15 protein-coding genes are annotated in these 17,132 nt (G+C 71.6%); 9 read left to right on the top strand and 6 right to left on the bottom strand.

The window, feature by feature from the left end:
• The first annotated feature begins 8 nt into the window (after nucleotides 1-8).
• On the top strand, nucleotides 9-410 hold the full coding sequence (locus ACRYCC_RS01555) for an NUDIX hydrolase (protein WP_433807859.1): 402 nt from the start codon (nucleotides 9-11) through the stop codon (nucleotides 408-410).
• Between the two features lie 16 nt (nucleotides 411-426).
• On the opposite strand, the gene ACRYCC_RS01550 is transcribed toward ACRYCC_RS01555, so the two are convergent.
• Nucleotides 427-870 (bottom strand): cupin domain-containing protein, encoded by a 444-nt coding sequence (locus ACRYCC_RS01550; RefSeq protein WP_433807857.1) that lies wholly within the window; start codon nucleotides 868-870, stop codon nucleotides 427-429.
• Nucleotides 871-1,197: 327 nt separating this feature from the next.
• On the opposite strand from ACRYCC_RS01550, the gene ACRYCC_RS01545 reads away from it, so the two are divergent.
• From ACRYCC_RS01545 to ACRYCC_RS01525, 5 genes are all read left to right on the top strand, one after another.
• Nucleotides 1,198-2,754, top strand: a complete 1,557-nt coding sequence (locus ACRYCC_RS01545) for an alkaline phosphatase D family protein (protein ID WP_433807855.1) — start codon at nucleotides 1,198-1,200, stop codon at nucleotides 2,752-2,754.
• Between the two features lie 230 nt (nucleotides 2,755-2,984).
• Entirely contained in the window at nucleotides 2,985-3,500 is a 516-nt protein-coding gene (locus ACRYCC_RS01540; protein ID WP_433807853.1) for a (2Fe-2S)-binding protein, read from the top strand.
• On the top strand, nucleotides 3,493-5,955 hold the full coding sequence (locus ACRYCC_RS01535) for a xanthine dehydrogenase family protein molybdopterin-binding subunit (protein ID WP_433807851.1): 2,463 nt from the start codon (nucleotides 3,493-3,495) through the stop codon (nucleotides 5,953-5,955). Before ACRYCC_RS01540 ends, ACRYCC_RS01535 begins: the two co-directional genes overlap by 8 nt.
• Nucleotides 5,952-6,797: an FAD binding domain-containing protein gene (locus ACRYCC_RS01530; RefSeq protein ID WP_433807849.1), complete on the top strand. Its 846-nt coding sequence runs from the start codon at nucleotides 5,952-5,954 to the stop codon at nucleotides 6,795-6,797. The genes ACRYCC_RS01535 and ACRYCC_RS01530 overlap by 4 nt, the downstream gene beginning before the upstream one ends.
• A gap of 176 nt (nucleotides 6,798-6,973) precedes the next feature.
• Nucleotides 6,974-8,080: an SRPBCC family protein gene (locus ACRYCC_RS01525; protein ID WP_433807847.1), complete on the top strand. Its 1,107-nt coding sequence runs from the start codon at nucleotides 6,974-6,976 to the stop codon at nucleotides 8,078-8,080.
• 28 nt (nucleotides 8,081-8,108) lie between these two features.
• On the opposite strand, the gene ACRYCC_RS01520 is transcribed toward ACRYCC_RS01525, so the two are convergent.
• Both ACRYCC_RS01520 and ACRYCC_RS01515 read right to left on the bottom strand, forming a co-directional pair.
• Nucleotides 8,109-8,918, bottom strand: a complete 810-nt coding sequence (locus ACRYCC_RS01520) for a CDP-alcohol phosphatidyltransferase family protein (protein ID WP_433807845.1) — start codon at nucleotides 8,916-8,918, stop codon at nucleotides 8,109-8,111.
• Nucleotides 8,918-9,877: a CDP-alcohol phosphatidyltransferase family protein gene (locus tag ACRYCC_RS01515; protein ID WP_433807843.1), complete on the bottom strand. Its 960-nt coding sequence runs from the start codon at nucleotides 9,875-9,877 to the stop codon at nucleotides 8,918-8,920. The genes ACRYCC_RS01520 and ACRYCC_RS01515 overlap by 1 nt, the downstream gene beginning before the upstream one ends.
• A gap of 309 nt (nucleotides 9,878-10,186) precedes the next feature.
• Here ACRYCC_RS01515 and ACRYCC_RS01510 point away from each other — a divergent pair, with 309 nt between their 5' ends.
• The gene (locus ACRYCC_RS01510) at nucleotides 10,187-10,738 is read left to right on the top strand and encodes a peroxiredoxin (protein ID WP_433807841.1); all 552 of its coding nucleotides are present in this window, start codon (nucleotides 10,187-10,189) and stop codon (nucleotides 10,736-10,738) included.
• A gap of 166 nt (nucleotides 10,739-10,904) precedes the next feature.
• Nucleotides 10,905-11,441 (top strand): alkylhydroperoxidase, AhpD family, encoded by a 537-nt coding sequence (gene ahpD, locus ACRYCC_RS01505; RefSeq protein WP_433807839.1) that lies wholly within the window; start codon nucleotides 10,905-10,907, stop codon nucleotides 11,439-11,441.
• A gap of 110 nt (nucleotides 11,442-11,551) precedes the next feature.
• On the opposite strand, the gene guaA is transcribed toward ahpD, so the two are convergent.
• On the bottom strand, nucleotides 11,552-13,195 hold the full coding sequence (guaA, locus tag ACRYCC_RS01500; RefSeq protein WP_433807837.1) for a glutamine-hydrolyzing GMP synthase: 1,644 nt from the start codon (nucleotides 13,193-13,195) through the stop codon (nucleotides 11,552-11,554).
• A gap of 273 nt (nucleotides 13,196-13,468) precedes the next feature.
• On the opposite strand from guaA, the gene ACRYCC_RS01495 reads away from it, so the two are divergent.
• A complete protein-coding gene (locus tag ACRYCC_RS01495) occupies nucleotides 13,469-14,467 on the top strand; it encodes a zinc metalloprotease (protein WP_433807835.1) in 999 nt (332 codons plus the stop codon).
• 107 nt (nucleotides 14,468-14,574) lie between these two features.
• Here the strand turns inward: ACRYCC_RS01495 and ACRYCC_RS01490 are convergent, their stop codons facing one another.
• Together ACRYCC_RS01490 and ACRYCC_RS01485 are read right to left on the bottom strand one after the other, a co-directional pair.
• The gene (locus ACRYCC_RS01490; protein WP_433807833.1) at nucleotides 14,575-15,309 is read right to left on the bottom strand and encodes a DNA alkylation repair protein; all 735 of its coding nucleotides are present in this window, start codon (nucleotides 15,307-15,309) and stop codon (nucleotides 14,575-14,577) included.
• 76 nt (nucleotides 15,310-15,385) lie between these two features.
• Nucleotides 15,386-17,128, bottom strand: a complete 1,743-nt coding sequence (locus ACRYCC_RS01485) for a GMC oxidoreductase (RefSeq protein WP_433807831.1) — start codon at nucleotides 17,126-17,128, stop codon at nucleotides 15,386-15,388.
• Nucleotides 17,129-17,132 lie beyond the last annotated feature (4 nt).

Raw genomic sequence — 17,132 nt, 5'->3', positions numbered from 1 at the left:
AGCAGAGCATGATTCGCGCAGCCGGTACCGTCCTGTGGCGGCCAGGTGACGAGGGCCCCGAGGTGGCGTTGATCCACCGGCCCCGCAAGAAGGACTGGAGCTTTCCCAAGGGGAAGCTGCGGTCGGGCGAGAGCGTCCGGGAGGCCGCGGTCCGCGAGACCCGCGAGGAGACCGGCATGACGCCGGCCTTCGGCAGCCCGCTCCCGCCGCGCCGCTACGTCAAGGGGTGGCGGCTCAAACGCGTCGACTACTGGGCGGCCACGGTGACCGGCCCGGCGACGTTCGTCCCCAACCACGAGGTCGACCGGCTGGAGTGGCTCTCCCTCCCGGCGGCGCGCCGCCGCCTCACCCACGCGCGCGACCGCCGCCTGCTGGACGCCTTCGCCACGGCGGCACCGGAGATCCGCTGACCCGGCCGGCCGCTCCTCAGGAGCCGAGGCGGGCGTGCAGCGTGATGGCGAACGCGGGGCCCGGGTTGTGCAGCTCGTGGGTGTGGCCGCTGGCGTGCACGCGCACCCGGTTGGCCCGCAGCGGCCGCTCGGTGACGCCGTCGGGAGCGATGGTGAACTCGGTCAGCTCCCCGGCGATCACCGTGGACACCTCGGTGACGCCGTGGTCGTGCCGGTCCGTACGGTGCCCCGGGGGCCAGGTGGTCAGCCACGTGTCCACCTCCCCGGGGCCGGGGAGCATCACCCGGCTGGGACCGGCGGGGTCGAGGCGGACCAGGTGCCACCAGTCCGCGGGACGCCCGGCGAGGTCACCGATCCGGGCGGCCAGCTGCCCCACGGTCGGCGGACGCGGGGTCGTGACGCGGCCGTGCGGGTCGTCCTGACCACGCATCGTGAGATCGGGTATGACGTCGAGGTCCACGGGAGTTCCTTCGTGTCGGGCGCAGGCCACGCCTCAGAGGACGGGTCGGATACCGGAAATGCCGCTGGAAGCAGAGGTGATCAGCGACAACAACACGAAGGACACAGCGCGGCGGCCGAGTGGCGGAAGACCACGAGGCTACGGCGGAAGGCACGCGCTGGCATGAGCAATAGGAGACACTCCGTCACCCTGTGTTGTCAAGTCGATCGGCATTTCCTCCCGAAGGCGTTTTTGCGGTGTTCACCGGCCGGCCACGCCAGTGCCGGGCGGGGCGGCGAGCATGCGGGCTGACCGACCGGTCGACATGATCGAGAGATGGAGCGATCCATGGTGTTTGACAGGCGTACCTTCCTGCGAACCGGGCTCGTCGCGGGTGGCGGCGCGGCCGTGCTCGGCTCGCTGGAATCCGCGGCCGCCGCGACGCCCGGGCTGGTGCGCGCCCGGCCGGCCCTGACCCACGGGGTACAGAGCGGCGACGTGACGGCCGACGGCGCCGTCGTCTGGGCCCGGGCGGACCGGCCGTCCCGGATGCTCGTCGACGTGTGCGCCCGCCCCGACTTCCGCGGAGCCCGTACCGTGCGGGGGCCGCTCCTGACCCCCGACACCGACCTCACCGGCAAGACCCTGCTGCGTCACCTGCCCTGCGGCAACGAGATCCACTACCGCGTGCGGCTGGCCGACCCCGACGGCCGCACCGAGTCGGCGCCCGTGACGGGCCGGTTCCGTACGCCCGCGTCGCCGGACGCGCACAGCGGGCGCGACGTTCGATTCGTCTGGGGCGGCGACCTGGCCGGGCAGGGGTGGGGCATCAACCCCGGCTTCGGCGGATACAAGATCTTCAATGCGATGGCGGCGGCCGACCCCGACTTCTTCCTGTGCAGCGGCGACTGGGTCTACGCCGACGGCGCGCTCACCGAGTCCGTGCCGCTGCCGGACGGCACCACCTGGCACAACCTCGTCACCGCGGAGAAGTCGAAGGTCGCCGAGACGCTGGCGGAGTACCGCGGGCAGTTCCGCTACAACCTGATGGACGGCCCCCTGCGGGCGTTCAACGCCCAGGTGCCGATGATCTACCAGTGGGACGACCACGAGGTGCGCAACAACTGGTACCCGGGGCAGATCCTCGACGACGCCCGGTACACCGAGAAGCGGGTGGACGTGCTCGCGTCCCGGGCCCGCCGCGCGGCCTTCGAGTACACGCCGATCTCGATCCTGCCGCCCAAGGACGGCAAGATCTACCGGAAGATCTCCCATGGCCCGCTGCTGGACGTCTTCGTCCTGGACATGCGGACCTACAAGGACCCCAACGGCCCGGACAACGCCCCCGGCGCCAAGGCCGGGACACTCGGCGCGGAGCAGACCGCGTGGCTCAAGCGGGAACTGCGCCGGTCCACCGCGACCTGGAAGGTCATCTCCAACGACCTGCCGCTGGGACTGATCGTGCCGGACGGCGCCAACCAGGAGGGCGTCGCGCAGGGCGACAACGGCGCCCCGCTGGGCCGTGAGGGCGAGTTCGCCGGGATCCTCTCGTACGCCCGGCGGCACGGCGTCACCAACCTGGTGTTCGTCACCGCCGACGTGCACTACACCGCGGCCCACCACTACGACCCGGCCAAGGCGGCCTTCACCGACTTCGACCCGTTCTGGGAGTTCGTCGCGGGACCGCTCAACGCCGGCACCTTCGGTCCCAACACCCTGGACGGCACCTTCGGGCCCCAGCTGAAGTTCATCAAGACCGGCCCGCGGGCCGGCGCCTCACCCGCCGAGGGCGCCCAGTTCTTCGGGGAGGTCGCCATCGACGGCCGCTCCGGGGTCCTGACTGTCAGGCTGCGCGACCTCGACGGCGCAGTCCTCTACTCGGTGGATCTGCAGCCGCGGCGCTGAGCACTCCGGCCGCGGTGCGCCTCGCGGGGCACACCGCGGCCATCGGAGGGCAACGCCGTCTTAAATGGGCCTGTTCAGGTCTGGTGTGCCGATCCACCTAGGCATACGTTCGTGGGGTCGTACTCCCTCAGGAGGTGGCCCCGATGCAGTGGCCGCACGCCCCTCCTCGGGCCGCCGTGTCCCGATATCACCCCACGCACCGGGGACACCGCCAGTCCTGAGGAGGATGTATGCCACGAATCAAGGTCGAGGTCGACGGAGTGACGTACGAGGACGACGTCCAGCCGCGGCTGCTGCTCGTTCACTACCTGCGCGAACGGCTGGGGAAGGTCGGCACCCCCATCGGTTGCGACACCAGCAACTGCGGCGCCTGCACCGTGCTGCTCGACGGCACCAGCGTGAAGAGCTGTTCGATGCTCGCCGTCCAGGCCGACGACCGCGAGATCACCACCATCGAGGGCATCGGCATCGCCGGAGACCTCCACCCCATGCAGCGCGCCTTCCACGAGGAGCACGCGCTGCAGTGCGGGTTCTGTACCCCCGGCATGATCATGGCGTCCATCGATCTGCTGCGCGAGAACGCCGACCCGTCCGAGGACGAGATCCGCGACGGCCTGGAGGGCAACCTCTGCCGCTGCACCGGCTACCAGAACATCGTCCGGGCCGTCCGCCACGCCGCCGACGAGATGAGGCACAACGGCGGTACGGCCGGCCGGCAGACCCCCGCGGAGGCGACCCATGAGTGAGATCGCACCCGAGGCAGTCGCCGAACAGGTCGCGCAGAGCGATCAGTTGGCCGACCCCGGCACGCGCCGGGAGGTGGGATCGGCCCGGAAGCGGAGCGAGGACGCCCGGCTGATCACCGGCCGCACCCAGTGGACCGACAACCTCCAGCTGCCCGGAATGGTGCACGTGGCCTTCCTGCGCAGCCCGTACGCCCACGCGCGCATCACCAACGTCGACACCACGGCGGCACGGGAGCGGGCCGGGGTCGTCGCGGTGTTCTCCGGCGCCGACCTCGCCGACGAGCAGGGCAGCCTGCCGTGCGCATGGCCGGTGACCGAGGACATGGTGCTGCCCGACCACCCGCCGCTCGCGGTCACCGAGGTGCGCTACGCCGGGGAGCCGGTGGCCTGCGTGGTCGCCCGCGACCGGTACGCCGCCGCCGACGCGCTCGAGGCCATCGACGTGGACTACGAGCCGCTGCCCCCCGTACTCGACATGGAACAGGCCCTCGAAGAGGGCGCCGACACCGTCCACGAGGCGGGCAACAAGTCCTACACCTGGGTGTTCGAGAACGGCGACCTGGACGCGGCCTTCCGCGACGCGCCGGTGCTGCTGGAGCGCAGGTACGTCCAGCAGCGGCTGATCCCGGCCGCCATGGAGCCGCGCGCGGTGGTCTGCGAACCCCGCGGCGACGAGTTCACCCTGTGGTCGGCGACCCAGATCCCGCACATCCTGCGGCTGATGCTGGCCACCGTCACCGGCATCCCGGAGCAGAAGCTGCGGGTGATCGCACCGGACGTCGGCGGCGGCTTCGGCTCCAAGCTCCAGGTGTACGGCGAAGAGGTCATCTGCCTGCTGCTGGCGCGCAGGCTGGGCCGGCCGGTCAAGTGGACCGAGTCGCGCAGCGAGGGCACGATGGCCACGCACCACGGCCGGGACCAGATCCAGCGGATGACCCTCGCCGCCGAGGCCGACGGCACCATCCGCGGCCTCAAGGTCGACCTGCTCGCGGACATGGGCGCCTACCTGATGCTCGTCACCCCGGGCATCCCGCTGCTGGGCGCGTTCATGTTCAACTCGATCTACAAGATGAACGCCTACTCCTTCACCTGCACCGGGGTCTTCACCACCAAGACCCCGACCGACGCCTACCGCGGCGCGGGCAGGCCCGAGGCGACCTTCGCCATCGAGCGGATGATGGACGAGCTGGCGGCCGAGCTGGACCTCGACCCGCTGGAGGTACGGCGCCGCAACTGGATCAGGCACGAGGAGTTCCCGTACGACACGATCGCCGGGCTGACCTACGACTCGGGCAACTACGAGGCGGCCACCGAGAAGGCCATGCAGCTCTTCGAGTACGACAAGCTGCGCGCCGAGCAGGCGGACCGCCGCGAGCGCAACGACTCCGTACAGCTCGGCATCGGCGTCTCCACCTTCACCGAGATGTGCGGGCTGGCGCCCTCACGGGTGCTGGGGTCCCTGTCCTACGGCGCCGGCGGCTGGGAGAACGCGTCCGTACGGATGCTGCCGACCGGCAAGGTGGAGGTGGTCACCGGAAGCTCGGCGCACGGCCAGGGGCACGAGACCGCCTGGGCGCAGATCACCGCGGACGCGCTCGGCGTGCCGTTCGAGGACGTACGGGTACTGCACGGTGACACCGCCATCTCCCCCAAGGGCATGGACACCTACGGCTCCCGGTCGCTGACCGTCGGCGGCATCGCGCTCGTCGGGGCCTGCGACAAGGTGGTGGAGAAGGCCCGCCGGATCGCCGCCCATCTGATGGAGGCCGCCGAGCAGGACATCGAGTTCCGCGACGGCACCTTCTCGGTACGCGGCGTACAGGACGCCTCCACCACCATCCAGCAGGTGGCGCTGGCCACCTTCGCCGCGCACGACCTGCCCGAGGGGGTCGAGCCCTCCCTGGACTCCGACGCGACGTTCGACCCGGACAACTTCTCGTTCCCGCACGGCACCCATCTGTGCGCCACCGAGGTGGACACCGAGACCGGGTTCGTGCGCATCAGGTCGTACGTGGCCGTCGACGACGTCGGCACCGTGGTCAACCCGATGATCGTGGAGGGCCAGGTGCACGGCGGCCTCGCGCAGGGCATCGCGCAGGCGCTCTACGAGGAGGCGGTCTACGACACGGACGGCAACCTCACCACCACCACCCTCGCCGACTACCTGGTGCCGTCGGCCGCCGACCTGCCGACCTTCGTCACCGACCGGACCGAGACCCCGGCCACCACCAACCCGCTGGGGGTCAAGGGCGTCGGCGAGGCCGGCACCATCGCCTCCACCCCCGCCGTCGTCAACGCGATCGTCGACGCGCTCCGCCCGTACGGGGTGCTCGACGTGCCGATGCCCTGCACGCCCGAACGCGTCTGGCAGGCGCTGCGCGGCGGAACAGGCGAACGGTCCGTGCAACCGGGCGCCGGTGGCGGACTGGGCTCTGTCTCCGGAGGTGCCTCATGATCCCCGCCGAGTTCGACTACCTGCGGCCGTCGTCGGTGAACGAGGCGGTCACCGCGCTCGCCGAGGCCGGGGAGGACGCCAAGCTGCTGGCCGGCGGACAGAGCCTGCTGCCGCTGCTGCGGTTGCGGCTCGCCTACCCCGAGGTGCTCATCGACCTCGACCGCGTCCCGGAGCTGCGCGAGATCCGCGACGACGGGGACGCACTGGTGATCGGTGCCATGGCCACGCACCACCAAGTGGTCCACGACCCGCTGGTCCGGGAGCACGCGCCGCTGATCTCACTGGCCGCGGCGACGGTGGCCGATCCGGCCGTACGCCATCGCGGCACGTTCGGCGGGGCACTGGCGCACGCCGATCCGGCCGGGGACCTGCCCGCGGTGGCGGTGGCCCTGGACGCGGTGTTCCTCACCCACCGGCGCCGGATTCCGGCGGCGGAGTTCTTCCAGGACTACCTGACCTCGGCCCTGGAGCCCGACGAGCTGCTCACCGGCATCCGGGTGCCCAAGCTGGGCCCGGGATGGACCTTCCACTACGAGAAGTTCCACCGGACGGCACAGGCCTGGGCGATCGTCGGGGTCGCCTGCGCGGTCCGCCGGGCCAACGGCACCATCGAGGACGCCAGGGTGGCGCTGACCAACATGGGGCCGGCCCCGGTGCGCGCGGTGGCCGTCGAGGACGCGCTGCGGGGCGGCACCGCCTCGGCGAGCACCTTCCGCGCGGTCTCGGCGCACGCCGCCGAGGGCGCCAGTCCGTCCGCGGACCTGCACGGATCGGTCGAATACCGGCTGCATCTCGCCCAGGTGCTGACCGCGCGCGCCCTCACCACCGCCGCCGCGATCTGAGCGGGAACAGGCCCCGCCCGGCGCCACCGGGCGGGGCCTGTTCCGGTGGGTAATTACAATGTGTGTCACGACAAGACCGGTTTGCCCGTCGCCTGTCGCTGGGACACCTGTGGCGGATGGGTGCGAGCGGTCATAGGGTGCCAAGCACGTCACGGCTGACAGGAGGGCAGGCTCTCATGGAGCTCGATCACGAGTTCACCGTTCCCGTGCCGGTGGATCGAGCCTGGCCGGTGCTGCTGGACCTCGAACGAGTGGCGCCCTGCGTCCCGGGCGCGACCCTCGACTCGGTCGACGGCGACGAGTTCACCGGCCGGCTCAAGGTGAAGCTCGGCGCCATGACCATCACCTACAAGGGCAACGCCCATCTCGTCGTCACCGACGAGTCGGCCCGCATCGTCACCATCGAGGGCTCGGCCAAGGAGGCGCGCGGCACCGGTACGGCGGCCGCGACCGTCCAGGCCCAGCTGCACGCCGAGGGCGACGCCACCCGCGTCACCGTGCACACCAAGCTGAACATCACCGGGCGGCCGGCGCAGTTCGGCCGGGGCATCCTGGCCGAGGTGGGCGGCAAGCTCATCTCCCGGTTCGCCAAGGCCCTGTCCGAGGAGCTCCAGGTCTCCGACGAGGAGCGGCGAGCACCTGCCGCGCCGCAGGCCGCCACGGACACACCGGCCCCGGCCGGGAAGCCGCGGGCCGCCGCGGAGAAGCCGGCCACCACCGGAGAGCCCCAGCCGGCCGCGGAGAAGGCGGCCGCCACCGGCGCACCGGAGCAGGCCGCCGCGCCGGCTTCCGCCGGAGAGCCCCAGCCGGCCTCCGCCGGGGCACCTGCCCCGGAAACGGCGATCCCCGCCGCGGCCCCGGAGCCCGCCGTCGAGGCCGCGGGCGCCGCCGGCTCGCCCGTGGAGTCGCCGGCCGGGAGCCCGGCAGGGCGGCAGGACGTGCCCAGCGCCCCGCCGACCATCCCGGACGGGTTCTCCGTCGCCGAGCAGCTCCCGAGCCAGGAGCCCGCGCAGGCGGCGCCCGCCACCGGCGCGGGCACCGAGGCCGCTCCGGAGCCCGCGACCCCGGCCGCTGCTCCCGCCGCCGCCACGAGCCCGGGTGCCGGTGACCGGCAGAGCCCGGTGGCGCCCCGTCCGGTGCGGCAGACCGAAGAGGCCATAGACCTGCTGGAGGTGGCCGGGCCGTCGGTCGTCAAGCGGGCCGCCCCGGTCTTCGGCGGCATCGTCGCGCTGCTGACGGTCCGTTACCTGTTCCGCCGCCGCCGGGGCCGCCACCACCGCTGAACCGCCCGCGCCCCATCGCTGCGACGGCTCAGGCGCCGGCCTCCGGCCAGTCGGCCGCGCCGTACGGGCTCCGGGTGACGGTCGGCGGGCGCCTGGCCGGGCGTGCCCGCCGCGACGACCGGACGGCGGCGCCGAGGCCGGCCAGCTCGCCGCACAGCAGCAGGCCCGAGGCCGCGACGATCATCGGGACGTACGCTCCGGTCTGCGGCGCCAGGACGCAGACGGCCAGACCGTATTCGGCCTCGGTGACGGGCCAGGTCAGCGGTCGTGGACGGGCGATGCGCACCGCTCGGGCGCCCCGGCCCACCCGGGCCCGAAGGGCCGAGGGCCTGCGGGCGAAGCCGGCCGGGAACAGCTCGGCGTGGCCGTCGGTGATCTCCAGCACCGCGCAGCAGATGAGCACCAGCGCGGTGAGGAAGAGGTAGGCCCGGTCGTCGGTGCGGGCGTACTCCCCGGCCAGCAGCGCGGTACCGCACATCATGAGGCGGGCCCGCCCGGCCACCGCGCCGAACCACGCGCCGAGCTCGGTGGCCGTACCGGTGAGGCGGGCCAGCGTGCCGTCCATGCGGTCGGTGAGCAGGCTCAGCTGTAGCAGCAGCGCACCCGCCACCAGCCCGAGCGGGCCGCCCTCCAGCAGCCCGCCCGCGGCCGCCACCGTCAGCATGGCGCTCAACGCGGTGACCTGGTTGGGGGTGGCGGGCGTGTGGTCGGCCAGCAGCCGCACCAGCCGGAAGGCGACCGGCTCGAGCAGCACCGGGGTCCACCAGCCGTCGCTCGGCCGGCCGGCCGCCACCACGTCCCGGTAGGGATGGCGACGCCGCCGGAACGTGGCCGGCATCAACGCACACCGGCGTCGCTCAGCCGCCGTCCCCTGGTGGCGGAGCCCTCGGTGGAGCCGCCCGGCCCGCCCCGCACGGCCGCGGCGAGGTCCCCGACCAGTTCCTCGCACTCACGGGTGGACGACCAGAGCCGGTAGATGGCGATCACTTCGAAGGCCATCAGCAGCCCTCCCGCCGCCAGCGCGACCGGAGCGATCAGTCCCGTCGAGGGCCCGACGACGAACAGCGCCATCTGGAACTCCACCCCGGTCACCATCTGGGTGCGCTCACAGCGGCTCTGCAGCTTGCCGCGGGCCTGGTCGTACCAGCGGGCCCGGCCAGCGGGGATCGGCCCGCTCCGCGCGGCGCGGCCCCCCGCGTGCAGCAGGTCCTCGACGTACCGCAGGCGCTCGTCCTGGCTGGGCAGCGTGTACCGGCCGTCCCCGGCGGGTTCCGGCAGCCCGGCGAGCTCGGCCGCGGCGCCCAGCCGGTGCCGGATCGCCCGCCGGGTCCTGGCCGTGTGCACGGCGTTGAGATGGCGGAACATGTCCAGGGCCAGGATCATGAATCCCAGGTAGAACAGCTCCACCCGGCCGGTCCGCGCGTACTGCCCGCCGACCAGGGCCACCGTGCAGCACAGCATCCGGAGCCGGTCGACGACGTAGTCCAGCCAGGGGCCGAACGGCGTGCCGGTGCCCTTGAGCCGGGCGATCTTGCCGTCGCAGCAGTCGAGGATGAAGCTGACGTGGTACGCCAGCGCGCCCAGTGCCAGCCAGTACGGCGTCGCCGCGGCGAAGCAGCCGGCCGCGGCCAGGCCCACGGCGAAGGACGCCAGGGTGAGGTGGTCGGGAGTGAGGGACGTCCGGTTCGCCAGCAGCCGCGTGAGCCGCACCGCGACCGGGTCGACCAGCAGCACGGTCCACCACGCGTCGCGTTTCCGCCAGACCCCGCGCACGTCGTCGAGTGAGTACGTCGCCATGCGCGCAAGCATGCTCGCGTGCGGTGATCGGCCGGTGTCGATACGTGCGGGGCTGGGCGTCTCATAGCGGAGTCTTTACCGGCGGCCCGGGCCGGACCCCGCGGCCCGGGCGAGGCGGGGGACGCCGATCCGGAGCGCTCCCGATCCGCTGTCGCGCCACCAGGGACGATCGATTTCTCTCAGGCCCGTACCTGCGGCAGTCTGGTGCCCGGTCACCAGCACGGGGGCGGTGTGCCTCCCCTGTCTGCGCGGATCGACATCCGCCCCGCCGAGTTCCAGGGGCGCCACAATCGCTATCAAGGAGGTCATGTGCTCACCGTCGGTGACCACTTCCCCGAGTACGAGCTCACCGCGTGCGTCTCGCTGGACGCCGACAGCGCGTTCCAGACGATCACTCACAAGTCCTACACCGGCAAATGGCGTGTCGTGTTCTTCTGGCCCAAGGACTTCACGTTCGTCTGTCCCACGGAGATCGCAGAGTTCGGCCGGCTCAACGACGAGTTCGCCGACCGTGACGCCCAGGTGCTCGGCGCGTCGGTCGACAACGAGTTCGTGCACCACGCCTGGCGCAAGGACCACCCCGACCTGCGCGACCTGCCCTTCCCGATGCTCTCGGACCTCAACCGGGAGCTGTCCTCGGCGCTGGGCATCCTCACCGAGGACGGCGTGGCCAAACGCGCCACCTTCCTCGTGGACCCGGACAACGAGATCCAGTTCGCCATGGTGACCGCGGGCTCGGTCGGCCGGAACGTCAAGGAGGTCCTACGGGTCCTCGACGCCCTCCAGTCCGACGAGCTCTGCCCCTGCAACTGGAACAAGGGTGATGCCACCCTCGACGCCAAGGCCCTGCTGAACGCCTGACCCACGCCCCCACTCCCCCCTCCGTGATCATGCAATCGTTCGTCGATCGATTGCGTGATCACGGAGGGGGCCGGGATGGGGGTGGGTCAGCGCGCCGGGCCCGGCTCAGTCCGGGCGTGCGAATTCCTGCGGGCCGTGGCCGAGAGCCAAGGAGAAGAGACGAACGATGAGCATTGACGCGTTGAAGCAGGCCCTGCCGGCGTATGCCAAGGACACCAAGCTCAATCTGGGCTCGGTCGTCACGACCTCGGCGCTGTCGGAGCAGCAGCTGTGGGGCGCGGCACTCGCCTGCGCCCTGGCCACCCGGAACGCGCGGGTGATCAGGGAGATCGCCGAGGACGCGGGCGACCTTCTGTCCGCCGAGGCGTTCGAGGCCGCCAAGGCCGCCGCCTCGATCATGGCGATGAACAACGTGTACTACCGGGCCACCCACCTCATCGGAGACGAGACCTACGCCGCCCTCCCCGCGAAGCTGCGGATGAGCGTCATCGGCAGGCCCGGCGTGGACAAGGCCGACTTCGAGCTGTGGTGCCTGGCCGTGTCGGCGGTCAACGGCTGCGGCCGCTGCCTGGAGTCGCACGAGAAGGTGCTCCGGGAGAGCGGGTTCTCCCGCGAGCTGGTCCAGGAGGGCCTGCGGATCGCCGCCGTCGTCATGGCCGTGGCCACCACCCTCGACGCCGAAGCCGCCCTCAGCCCCGCCTGACACCCGTGACCCGCCCCATTCCTCCGTGATCATGCAATCGATCGTCGATCGATTGCATGATCACGGAGGGTGGGGTCGTGAGCACGGGGTGGGTCAGGGGGTGGGGTGGGTCATTCCCATTCGATGGTGCCCGGGGGCTTGCTGGTGATGTCGACGGCGACCCGGTTGACGCCGGGGACCTCGTTGGTGATGCGGGTGGAGATCCGCTGGAGCACGTCGTAGGGCAGCCGGGCCCAGTCGGCGGTCATCGCGTCCTCGCTGGTGACCGGGCGCAGCACGATCGGGTGGCCGTAGGTCCGGCCGTCGCCCTGCACTCCCACCGAGCGCACGTCCGCCAGCAGCACCACCGGGAACTGCCAGATGTCGCGGTCGAGACCGGCTTTGGTGACCTCCTCGCGGGCGATGGCGTCCGCCTCGCGGAGCAGGTCGAGCCGGTCGCGTGAGACCGCGCCGATGATGCGGATGGCCAGACCGGGGCCGGGGAACGGGTGCCGCCAGACGATCTCGGCGGGCAGGCCCAGCTGCTCCCCCAGCGCGCGGACCTCGTCCTTGAACAGGGTCCGCAACGGCTCGACCAGCTGGAACCGCAGGTCGTCGGGGAGCCCGCCCACGTTGTGGTGGGACTTGATGTTGGCCGCGCCGGTGCCGCCGCCCGACTCCACGACATCGGGGTAGAGCGTGCCCTGCACCAGGAACTCCACCGGCCCGGCCGCGGCGCCCCCGCCCAGCGCGGAGGGGGCCGCGCCGCCGTCGCCGGCGTGCACGATGTCACGGGCCGCCGCCTCGAAGACCCGGATGAACTCACGGCCGATGATCTTGCGCTTCTGCTCGGGGTCGGTGACCCCGTCCAGCGCGGCCAGGAAACGCTCGGTCGCCTCGACGACGTGCAGGTTGACGCCGGTGGCGGCGACGTAGTCCTTCTCGACCTGCTCGGCCTCGCCCTTGCGCAGCAGCCCGTGGTCGACGAACACGCAGGTCAGCTGATCGCCGACGGCCCGCTGCACCAGCGCCGCCGCCACCGCGGAGTCGACCCCGCCGGACAGCCCGCAGATCACCCGCTTGCCGCCGATCTGGGCGCGTACGGCCTCGATGGCCTCCTCGGCGATGTTGACCATCGTCCAGTTGGGGCGGCAGCCCGCGGCCTCGTACAGGAAGCGCCGCAGGACCTCCTGGCCGTGCTCGGTGTGCATGACCTCGGGATGGAACTGCACGCCGTACAGCCCGCGGTCGCGGTCCTCCATCGCGGCCACCGGGGTCACGGCGCTGGTGGCCGTCACGGTGAACCCGAGGGGGGCCGTGCTGCAGGAGTCCCGATGGGACATCCACACCGACTGCTCGGCCGGCAGCCCGGCGAACAGCACGGATCCGGGGTCGTCCAGGCCGGGCGCGCCCGCCCCGGCACCCGGCAGGACGGTGACCCTGGTGCCGCCGTACTCGGCGACGTCGGAGTTCTCGACCAGGCCGCCGAGGGCCTGCGCCATCACCTGGAAGCCGTAGCAGATGCCCAGGGTGGGCACCTCGGTCTCGAAGAGCCCGGCCGGAGCCGCGGGAGCGCCCTCCTCGTACACCGAGGACGGCCCGCCCGAAAGGATGATCGCCTTCGGCCGCTTGGCCAGCATTTCGGCGACCGGCATGGTCGACGGAACGATCTCGCTGAAGACATTGCACTCACGCACCCGCCGGGCGATCAGCTGCGCGTACTGCGCGCCGAAGTCGACCACGAGGACGGTGTCGAAGGACTGCTCTGCGGACACCAAGAACGCCTTTCGAAGTCACGGAGAGGTTCCAGTCTATGGCGCCGCTGCCTGCGGGAACGCCTCGGCCCGCGGGCCCGGTGGGATCGGCGTGACCCGGCGCGACCGCCCCATGACCACATGCGGCCACTTCCTGGGCCGCCGACACCATCAGCGAGGTTGAACTCCATTCACCCCGTGGAGATCCTCTTGTAGGTTGTATCACTCCCATACCACCCCCCTTCCCCACAGTTTTCCTCCCGGCTTTCCCCCCATTTCCCCCCGAGGAGTTCCATGAATCGCGCCGGACTGCTCGCCACGATCGGCGCTCTCTCCGCCGTCGCGGCGACGCTGCCCGCCACCTCGCTGGTGAGCGCCTCCGCGGCTCCAGCCGCACCCTCCGCCGTACTGAAGTCCTCGAGGGACTGCGCCGCCCCGCAGTCCGCCGCCCGGGTGCGCGGCGGCCTCAAGAACGTCAAGGAGCCGAACGAGATCACCGCGGCCGCGGCCGCCGCGGTCGAGCAGCAGTCCCAGGCGCTGGCGGCCCAGCAGACCGGAGCCCGCGTCGTCGCCGCCAAGGCCGTCACCCAGATCAAGATCCCGGTGTACTTCCACGTCCTGTACTCCGGCAAGAAGGGCACGGTCTCGACCTGGCGGATGAACAAGCAGATCGAGGTGCTGAATGCCAGCTACGCCGGCAAGACCGGGGGCTACAACACCCACTTCTCCTTCTACCTGAAGGGGAAGAGCTGGACCAACAACGCCAAGTGGTACAACAACCCACTCCCGGCGTCCGAGGGCGGTTACGAAAAGGCGTTCAAGACCGCGCTCCACAAGGGCGGCGCCGGATCGCTGAACATCTACACCGGCAACCTCGGTGACCAGCTGCTGGGCTACGCCACCTTCCCGTGGAACTACAAGAAGTCCCCCAAGCTGGACGGCGTGGTCGTGCACACCGGCAGCCTGCCCGGTAACTCGATCAAGAACTACAACAAGGGTTACAGCGCCACCCACGAGGTCGGCCACTGGCTCGGGCTCTACCACACCTTCCAGGGCTACGACCCGTCCAACCCGGCCGGCGCCGGAGGCTGCGGAGGCAACGGGGACCTGGTCAAGGACACCCCGGCCGAGAGGGAGCCCGCCTCGGGCTGCCCGACCGGATCCGACACCTGCCCCACGGCCGGCGTCGACCCGATCCACAACTTCATGGATTACTCGTACGACACCTGCATGACCCAGTTCACTAAAGGGCAAAGCGATCGTATGAGAACGAAGTGGTGGATCTACCACTAGATCGTTCTTCACAGACGGAGGCTGCGGCGCCCACCCCCCGGTGCCGCAGCCTCCCTGTGTGCCGGCGGTGTGTACGGGCCCGCGGGCGGGATGCGCCGGGCCCCCGGTCAGCGGCTCCGGTACGACTCCAGCAGCCGGGCCGCGTCGGCCTCCGGCAGGCGGCGTACCGCCTCCCGCATCGTCACCCCTGAAATGACCTTCACCCGGGGGGCCACCCAGGCGATCACCCACTCCGGGTCGCGTACGGCCAGCTCCCGCAGCACCCAGCCGAGCGCCTTGCGGATGAAGAACTCCCGCTCCTCGATGAGCGCGTCGCCGTAGCGGGCGAGCCGGTCCAGGTCGCCCCGGCCGGCCCGGATCCCCGGCAGGAGCGCGAGCAGCGCGGTCCGGCGGATCCAGAAGTTCGCGTCGCCCGCCCAGCGGTCGAGCACTCCCCCGAGCGCGGGCGTCCCGGTGAGCAGACCACCGACGATCTTCACCGCGATGCCGTCGACGTACGCCCAGGAGCGGGAGTCACGGATCAGCCGTTCGGCGAAGGAGAGATCGCCGGCCTCCAGCAGCGTCACCCGGCGGCTCAGTACCTCGATGGCCGCCATCCGCAGTTCGTGCACCGGCACGCCGCCGTCGGTGGCGGCCCAGAGCCCGTCCGCCAACGCGAGCAGGTCCGCGCGGGACGGTTCCCGCCGTACGGCTCCGTTCGCGATCTTGCGGATCGCCGGCAGCGGGACACCCAGATGGACGAGATCGCTTTTGAGATAGCTCCGCTCGCTCGTGGCCCGAGCCGGGTCCGCCAGCGCCCTGAGCTCGCTCTCAACGTGCCGCAGGGCCCCTTCCACGTCCATCCGCCCACCCTAGGACGTGGTCGGCCACACGTGCGGCCACCGGGCGCGCCCCGGGGCGGGGGGACGGGCCGGGGGCTCAGGTGATGCCGACGATGGGCAGCCGGAGCGCGCCGGGAGCGCTGACCGGCACGACGGGGTTCTTCGGCGCGACGGCGGCGAGCCGCGCGTACGCGGAGCCGACCGCGGGACGCGGGTCCTCCTCGCCCTTGTTGGGCCACAGCGACATGGCCCGCTCGGCCTGCGCAGTGATCGTCAGCGAGGGGTTGACCCCGAGGTTGGCCGAGACGGCCGAGCCGTCCACGATGTGCAGGCCCTCGTGGCCGTACACCCGGTGGTAGGCGTCGATGACGCCCCGCTCCGGCGAGTCCCCGATCGCGCAGCCACCGAGGAAGTGCGCGGTCATCGGGATGTCGAACAGGTCGCCCCAGGTGCCGCCGGCCATGCCGCCGGTCTCCTCGGACATGATCCGTACGGCGTCGTGGGCCTCCGGGATCCAGATCGGGTTGGGCTCGCCGTGCCCCCGGCCGGCCCGCACGCTCCAGCCGAACAGCCCCTTCTTCGGCCGCAGGGTGATCGAGTTGTCCCGGACCTGCATGACCAGGGCGATGACGGTGCGCTCCGACCAGCCGCGCACGCTGAGCAGCCGCACCGCCTCCCACGGACGGCGGGCGAGTTCACCTCCGAACTTGACCCAGCGCGGCAGGCCCTTCGGCGCCCCGGGCCGGTCACCGTCGATCAGCAGGGTCTGCAGCAGCGCCATCGCGTTGGAACCCTTGCCGTAGCGCACCGGTTCGATGTGGGTGTCCGCGGAGGGGTGGAACGACGAGGTGATCGCGACGCCCTTGGAGAAGTCGTCGGGGCCCCTGCGCAGCCGCCCGGCGCCCAGGATCGCCTCGGAGTTGGTGCGGGTGAGCACGCCGAGCCGGTCGGAGATCCCCGGCAGGTCACCGGTGGCCTTCAGCTTGTGCAGCAGCTTCTGCGTGCCGTAGGTGCCCGCGGCGAACACCACCTGACCGGCGGTGAGGGTCCTGCGGTTCCGGCGGAACGACCCGGTCCGTACGATCTGGACCTCGTAGCCGCCCCCGGCCCGCGGCGTGACCCGGGTGGCCCGGCTGAGCGGCAGCACGCGGGCCCCCGCCTTCTCGGCCAGGTAGAGGTAGTTCTCGGTCAGCATGTTCTTGGCGCCGTGCCGGCAGCCGGTCATGCACTCGCCGCACTCGGTGCAGCCGCGCCGCCGCGGGCCCTCCCCGCCGAAGTACGGGTCGTCGACCTCCACGCCGGGGCCGTCGCCGAAGTGCACCCCCACCGGGGTGAGCCGGAAGGTGTCGGCCCGGCCCATCCGCCCGGCCACCTTCTTGATCACCTCGTCGGCCGCGGTCACGGTCGGGTTCCGCACCACCCCGAGCATGCGCTTGGCCTGGTCGTAGTAGGGGGCCAGCTCGCTCCGCCAGTCGGTGATGTGCGCCCACTGCGGGTCGTCGAAGAAGGGGTCCAGCGGGACGTACAGCGTGTTGGCGTAGTTCAGCGAGCCGCCGCCGACCCCGGCCCCGGCCAGCACCAGGACCCGGCTGCCCTTGTCGCCGCGGATCAGATGGGTCCGCTGGATCCCGGTGAGGCCCAGCGCGGGGGCCCACAGGTAGCGGGCCAGCCGCCAGTTGGTCCTGGGCAGCTCGGGATAGCGCTCGCCCGGCCGGGCGGCCCCGGTGTCGAAACGGCGGCCGGCCTCGACAACTCCGACTTTGTATCCCTTTTCGGTCAATCTGAGCGCGGAGACGCTCCCGCCGAATCCGGAGCCAATGATCAATACGTCGAAATCCATCGAT

Origin of the sequence: Actinomadura scrupuli, assembly GCF_050971785.1 — a bacterium.
GTDB lineage: Bacteria > Actinomycetota > Actinomycetes > Streptosporangiales > Streptosporangiaceae > Actinomadura_E > Actinomadura_E scrupuli.
The sequence above is the reverse complement of the archived record's forward strand: the minus strand, read 5'-3'. Positions and strand labels throughout refer to the sequence as shown.